The organism is Planctomycetota bacterium, from assembly GCA_038746835.1.
Taxonomy (GTDB): domain Bacteria; phylum Planctomycetota; class Phycisphaerae; order Tepidisphaerales; family Tepidisphaeraceae; genus JBCDKH01.
In genome coordinates, this window is sequence record JBCDKH010000204.1 from 1 (window position 1) to 6234 (window position 6234).

The window sequence follows — 6234 nt, forward strand, 5'->3', positions numbered from 1 at the left end:
AACTAACAGAAGTTTCACGATCCGGGCAAGGTGCAGCAGCGGGTAGACGCGATGTCGCACGCAGCACCGGAGAGAAAAGGAAAGAGAGGGGGCTTGAGGTAGCTGCGGGGCTACAGCCCGCAGTCTGACGCATGTTGAGCGACCTCCAGACTGCGGGCCTTAGCCCCGCAGCTACCGAACTGCGCTCTTGCGGGTTGCGCGCGTTCGAGTCACGCTCGTCGCCATGCGAAACGCCCTGCTCGCCGTCCTGCTGTCGGCAACCCCCGTCGCCGCGGAGCCGACGCTGGTCGGGTACGCCCGACTCGACGCCCACACCTTCCGCGACGGGCCCACCAGCGGGCAGTTCATCGAGCAGAAGGAGCACAACGGCGTCACGCCGCCCTTCATCGACAAGCAGCCGGTCCAGGGCATCTCGTCGCTCGTCCCGATGCCCGACAAGCCCGGCTCGTTCTGGGCCCTGTCCGACAACGGCTTCGGCGGCAAGGCCAACTCGGCCGACTACGTGCTGTGCGTCTACGAAGTCACACCGAACTTCGACACCGGCGAGGTCGCGTGGAGCGTCGCCTTCGAGCTGAGCGATCCGAACGACGTCATCACTTGGCCGACGGTGGCGGACGGCGAGACGTACCCGAACTCCGAGATCCCCGTCCCGGCCGCCATCCGCGACAGCCGCCTGCTGACGGGGGCCGACTTCGACATCGAGTCGCTCGTCCGCCTGCCCGACGGCACCTTCTGGATCGGCGACGAGTTCGGCCCGTTCCTGCTCCACTTCGACTCCGAGGGCCGGCTGCTGGAACCGCCGGTGGAGCTGCCGGGCGAAGGCATGCACTCGCCGGACCACCCGACGAAGGATCCGGCAGAGGCGAAGATCGGACGGAGCAGTGGGTTTGAGGGAATGGTTCTGGCCCGGGCAGACTGGGTACATCCGATCGCGGTTCTGGAGCGGAGCGTGGACAACGACGGCTACGTCTGGGCCGTGTCCTTTCAGCCAATGCCGAACGGTGAGCACTGGTTTCTCGGTGGACCGACCTACCGCTGGTCAAAGGACGGCTTGGCAATCGGCGGGGCAGAACTCCTCGAGAAGCCGAGCGACGCAACAGCGCTCGGGGTCGAACCTCGTGCGTTCATACTTATCGAGCGCGACGGCGAGCAGGCTCAATCGGCTGCACGCAAGCAGCTCGTTGCCGTCGTGCCGGCAACGCAAGAGCAGGAAGACGCGGTGCTGGACGAGATGCTTGACCTCGACGCACTTGACGCCGACGAGTTCGGGACGATGCGGAGACTCGCGGACGTCACGACGGAGAGTCGTCGACTGCTCGCCGACCTCCTCGACCTCGCTGATCCCGACGACCTCGACGGCGACGGCAGCGACCGCTTCCGCTTCCCGTACCTGACGATCGAGTCCGTCGCCGTGGTCGACGAGCGGACGGTGATCGTCTGCAACGACAACAACTACCCCTTCACCAACGGCCGTCCCGAGCAGGCGGGGCCGGATGCGACGGAGTTCATCCTCATCCGCTTCGACAAACCCCTCGCCGAGCTGGCGAGCGACGCCGAGTGAGCGACGGTCGCTCCTCCGTCATCCCGAGCGCAGCCGAGGGACCTCGGTTGGGCCAACGCGTGAAACGCAAAGAGAACGCGCAGCATGTCACAGACGCCGAAGCGGAAGCTTCGGGTCGACCGTTTCGAACACCCCTGGACCCGAAGCTTCCGCTTCGGCGTTATGAGCCAAACCTGCCTGCTCGTTGCTCCGACATTCTCCCGGGATGACGGTGCTATTCGACAAGCGAGATCGAATGGCTTCCGTCGGACCACGCACCGAGTAGATGCGAGTTCTGCTCCAGCGTCTACCGTTCTCCGATGGACCTCTTTGCCGAACAGCGTCGGCAGAACGCCCGGCAGGCGATGCCGCTGGCGGCGAGGGTGAGGCCGAGGTCGCTCGACGAGTTTCACGGGCAGCGACACCTGCTGGGCGAGGGCATGCTGCTCCGCCGACTCATCGAGGCGGACCGGCTGCAGAGCCTGCTGTTCTACGGCCCGCCGGGCACGGGCAAGACGACGCTCGGCCGGATCATCGCCGACACGACCCACGCCGCCTTCCGCGCCCTCAACGCCGCCGCGGCCAACGTGAAGGAGGTCCGTGCGCTCCTCGACGAGGCCCGTGATCGCCTCGAGACCGAGGGCACCCGCACGCTCCTCTTCCTCGACGAGATCCACCGCTTCAACCGGGCCCAGCAGGACGTGCTGCTCGGCGACGTCGAAGAGGGCATCGTCGTACTCATCGGTGCGACCACCGAAAACCCCTTCTTCAGCGTCAACTCCGCCCTCGTCAGCCGGAGCCAGATCTTCCAGTTCGAACCCCTCGGCGACGACGACATCGCGCAAGCCCTCCGCTCGGCGACCAGCGACGAGCGCGGCTTTCCCGGCAAAGCCATCGACCTTTCGGACGACGCCATCGCCCACTGGACCAAGTCGAGCGAAGGTGACGCCCGCCGAGCCCTCGCCGCATTGGAAGTCGCGGTTCTTACCGAAAAGCCGATCAATGACGCGATCCGCATCGACCTCGCCGTCGCCGAGCAGTCGATCCAGAAGAAAGCCCTCCGCTACGACCGCCAGGGCGACGAGCACTATGACCACGCGTCGGCCTTCATCAAGTCGATGCGGGCAAGCGACCCCGATGCGGCGCTCTATTGGTTGGCGCGCATGCTCGAGGCCGGCGAGGACCCGCGGTTCATAGCTCGCCGTATCGCCATCTTCGCCAGCGAAGACGTCGGCTTGGCCGATCCGCAGGCGATCCAGGTGGCCGACAGTGCGTGGAACCTCGTCGCCAAGCTCGGCCTGCCGGAGGGCAAGCTGACCCTCGCCCACGCGACCCTGCACATGGCGACCGCACCCAAGAGCCGCAGCGCCACGTCTGCCATCGGCCGGGCGATGCGCGACGTCAACGAGAACGCGACACTGCCCGTCCCACGCAAGTATCGCGACGCCCATTACGCCGGCTCCAAACGCCTCGGCCATGGTGCCGCAGCGGACGACGACGAGTACCTCGGCGTGGAGTCGGTCTACTTCGAGCCGGAAAATCGCGAGCCGGCCGAATGAGCCAGCTCGGCCGGCGTCTGGAAGGTGAATGTGGACGCCGATGCCGCCCGACAGCTCGACCAGGCCTATGCCGACCACGCCGGGGCGTGTCGTTCGTTCGCGACGACCTTCGACGCCGACGTCGACGACGCGACGCACGAAGCTTTCGTCAAACTCGCCCGACGCCTGGCCAATGGCGACGGCCTGCCCGACCATCCGCGGGCGTGGCTGCTCGCGGCTGTCCGCTCGGCCGCGTTCGATCAGGCACGAAGTCGACGGCGCAGGCAGCGTCGGGAGGCCTTCGCGATTCCACCGACGTCCGTTCCTGATTCGCCCGATCCCGAGGTGGTCGCCGCGTTGTGGAAGCTCGACGAGCGGCCACGCCAGGCGATCGTCCTGCGGCTCTGGTGCGACGTCGGCTTCGCGGAAGTCGCCGTCCTACTCGGCTGCGCCGCCAGCACCGCCCACGACCTCTACCGCCGCGGCCTCGACGACCTTCGCGACCTGCTCCCCGAGCACGATCCGTCGCGGTGACGTTTGCTTCCGACTTCCGATCTGTCATCCCGAGCGCAGACGAGGGACCTCGACTGGATCGGCGTCCGAAGGCGAGCGAGGTCCTTCGACTCGCTGCGCTCGCTCAGGATGACGGATTAGGTGTCTCGCAGACGCGCGTGCGTTGAACCCTGCTTTTCATTCGTTCCCCATTGCAATGACATCGCTCGAACAACGACTCGCGGCTGCTCAACGCCCACGTGCCGGGTCGCATGCCGATGCGATCGCCGCCGCGTACGAGGCCGGACGACGTGACGGTGCCGACGCAGCCCGGCGGCCGCTGCGCATCTGGCGATCAGCAGCCGGTGTGGCCACTGCCGCGACGCTCGTGTTGGGCGTCACTCAGATCACGCCCAGCAACCGCCCTTCGCCCGAGCCGACGCCGATCGTCGAACAGCCGCTGCCCGACTTCCCGACGTCCCCACCATCGCCGCCAGCCAAGGACTCGTTGCTGGCCCTTCGCTTCGCCATGGACGAGGAGCCCGACGCGTTCGTCACCGGTCGCCTGCCCGTCACGGACACCGGCTATCGCGGCCCATCCCTCACCGCCGGCGGACGCCGCGCGGGCTGAAATCGACCACTTTTCTCCCACATCCAACCATCATGCTCGCCGCCCTGCTCATCAGTGCCGCCGCCCTCCTTGCGGACGCAGAACCCGCCGAAAACCCGTTCGATCGGACGATCCAGCTTCGCCCCGCGCTGGCGGACGGGGCTAACGCGCCGCACCCGCTCGCCCTGGCGGTGCCGACATACGACCGCGTGCAGGGCGACGCGACGCCGATTTACAGCCAGGCGTTTCTCATGCTCCCGCGGACCTACGGCGACGATCTCGACGAGAGCTTCGCCGACCAGGTCAACACTGCCTTAGAGCAGGAGCCCGGCGACCTGGATCGCGACCTGCATCGAATGATCGCCAAGCGGTACGAATCGTCGCTCGACCTCGCCAGCGTCGCGTCGCGACGATCGCAGGCCGGCATGCACACGACGGTTCGCGAGTTCGGCGTCGCCGCGTTGCTGCCGCAACTCAATCCGGCGCGCGAGGTCGCCAACGCCTTGCGTCTTCGCGCCAATCTCGCCGCCGACGAAGGCCGGTGGGATGACTGGCTGAGCGATGTGACGACGATGATCCGGCTGTCCCAGCAGATCGCCGACCATGACGACGCCGTTCTTGTCGAGGGCCTCGTGGCCGCCGCTATTGGTGGTTTGGCACTCGACACGATTCACAAGGCGGACAGTGTCCCAGATCGGCCGAACCTCTACTGGTCGCTGTTGGCCGTCGACTTCGATCTCGACCTGCTGGCTCTGCTTCAAGCCGAAACGCTCTGGATCGAGGCCTCACTGCCGGAGCTCGCCGATCCCGAGGCCATGACCGCGGATCGATTCGTCTCGCTGCTCGCGCGCGTGAACGAGCTGACCGAGTTCGCCGGCGACGGTGCCGGGCCGCTGGCCCGCATGGCGTCCAACACCGCAACGACGGCCTTCATGCTCGCACAGGCTCGGGCTTGGCTCTTGGAGAACACCGACTTCGTCGAGGCCGACCTCGACGCCATGTCGCCCTTCGAGGTCATCGCGCACTACCTCGGCGAAAGCGTCGATCAGGCTTATGCCGAACTCTTCCGCATCACGCTGATGCCGCTGCCCGAGGCGATCGACGCAGCCGAGGCTTTCGACGAACGCATTCAAGACCCCAGCTACGGCAGCCTGCTCGTCCAAGTGCTCATGCCCTCGGTCACCCGCGCCCGCGTTTCCCTCGTCCGACTCGACCGGGAACGCGACGGGCTGATCGTCATCGAAGCCCTTCGCGATCACGTCGCCCGTTTCGACGAGCTGCCAGACACGCTCGACGCCGTCGAACTCCCGCTGCCCCGCGACCCCGGCACCGGCGAGCCCTTCGGCTACGAACGCCTCGGGGAAAACGAGGCCGTCCTCCGGGCCGAGCACGTCGATGGCTTCCGCGATCGAGACAGCTGGACCTGGAAGCTCGAAGTCGCCGGCGAGTAAGCTCGCACCATGAAGAGCCACCGCAAGACGCTCAGCTTCCGAGTGCCCGAGCGCCGCGGCTTCATCAACATCACGCGCGACGTCGAAGACGCCGTCGCGGAGAGCGGCGTGCAGGAAGGGCTCGTGCTCGTGAACTCGATGCACATCACGTCCAGCGTCTTCATCAACGGCGCCGAGGACGGGTTGCTTCGCGACTACGAGCGGTGGCTCGAATCGCTCGCGCCGTTCAACGCCGGCACGGATCCGAGCACGGGCGGCTACTTCCACAACCGCACCGGCGAAGACAACGCCGACGCGCATCACAAGCGACAGATCATGGGCCGGGAGGTCGTCGTCGCGATCACCGAAGGTCGGCTCGACTTCGGCACGTGGGAGCAGATCTTCTACGGCGAGTTCGATGGCCGCCGTGACAAACGCGTGCTGATCAAGATCATCGGCGAGTAGTCGCAACTAGCCATCAAAAGAGCCGCGTCCCGTGGGACGCGGCTCTTTTCGTTGTCGAAGTGACAGCCGGATCAGCCGCCGACTTCCAGGCGCTGGTAGCCGGTTAGCGTGCCGCCGGCCTTCTTCGCGTAGTCGGCGACGGTGCCCTTGTGCTTGTCG

6 protein-coding genes are annotated in these 6234 nt (G+C 66.6%); all 6 read left to right on the plus strand.

Annotated elements, in window-relative coordinates:
- The first annotated feature begins 223 nt into the window (after positions 1–223).
- Positions 224–1561 (plus strand): esterase-like activity of phytase family protein, encoded by a 1338-nt coding sequence (locus tag AAGI46_14900; protein MEM1013495.1) that lies wholly within the window; start codon positions 224–226, stop codon positions 1559–1561.
- A gap of 299 nt (positions 1562–1860) precedes the next feature.
- Positions 1861–3099: a replication-associated recombination protein A gene (locus tag AAGI46_14905; GenBank protein ID MEM1013496.1), complete on the plus strand. Its 1239-nt coding sequence runs from the start codon at positions 1861–1863 to the stop codon at positions 3097–3099.
- Between the two features lie 30 nt (positions 3100–3129).
- The gene (locus tag AAGI46_14910) at positions 3130–3612 is read left to right on the plus strand and encodes a sigma-70 family RNA polymerase sigma factor (protein ID MEM1013497.1); all 483 of its coding nucleotides are present in this window, start codon (positions 3130–3132) and stop codon (positions 3610–3612) included.
- Between the two features lie 175 nt (positions 3613–3787).
- Entirely contained in the window at positions 3788–4201 is a 414-nt protein-coding gene (locus AAGI46_14915; protein MEM1013498.1) for a hypothetical protein, read from the plus strand.
- Between the two features lie 32 nt (positions 4202–4233).
- Positions 4234–5631: a hypothetical protein gene (locus tag AAGI46_14920; GenBank protein MEM1013499.1), complete on the plus strand. Its 1398-nt coding sequence runs from the start codon at positions 4234–4236 to the stop codon at positions 5629–5631.
- A gap of 9 nt (positions 5632–5640) precedes the next feature.
- The gene (locus AAGI46_14925; protein MEM1013500.1) at positions 5641–6075 is read left to right on the plus strand and encodes a secondary thiamine-phosphate synthase enzyme YjbQ; all 435 of its coding nucleotides are present in this window, start codon (positions 5641–5643) and stop codon (positions 6073–6075) included.
- Positions 6076–6234 lie beyond the last annotated feature (159 nt).

What these genes read in the sequence shown, in the direction of transcription:
- AAGI46_14900 (MEM1013495.1), top strand. Translation starts at nt 224, where the DNA reads ATGCGAAACGCCCTGCTCGCCGTCCTGCTGTCGGCAACCCCCGTCGCC.
- AAGI46_14905 (MEM1013496.1), top strand. Translation starts at nt 1,861, where the DNA reads ATGGACCTCTTTGCCGAACAGCGTCGGCAGAACGCCCGGCAGGCGATG.
- AAGI46_14915 (MEM1013498.1), top strand. Translation starts at nt 3,788, where the DNA reads ATGACATCGCTCGAACAACGACTCGCGGCTGCTCAACGCCCACGTGCC.
- AAGI46_14920 (MEM1013499.1), top strand. Translation starts at nt 4,234, where the DNA reads ATGCTCGCCGCCCTGCTCATCAGTGCCGCCGCCCTCCTTGCGGACGCA.
- AAGI46_14925 (MEM1013500.1), top strand. Translation starts at nt 5,641, where the DNA reads ATGAAGAGCCACCGCAAGACGCTCAGCTTCCGAGTGCCCGAGCGCCGC.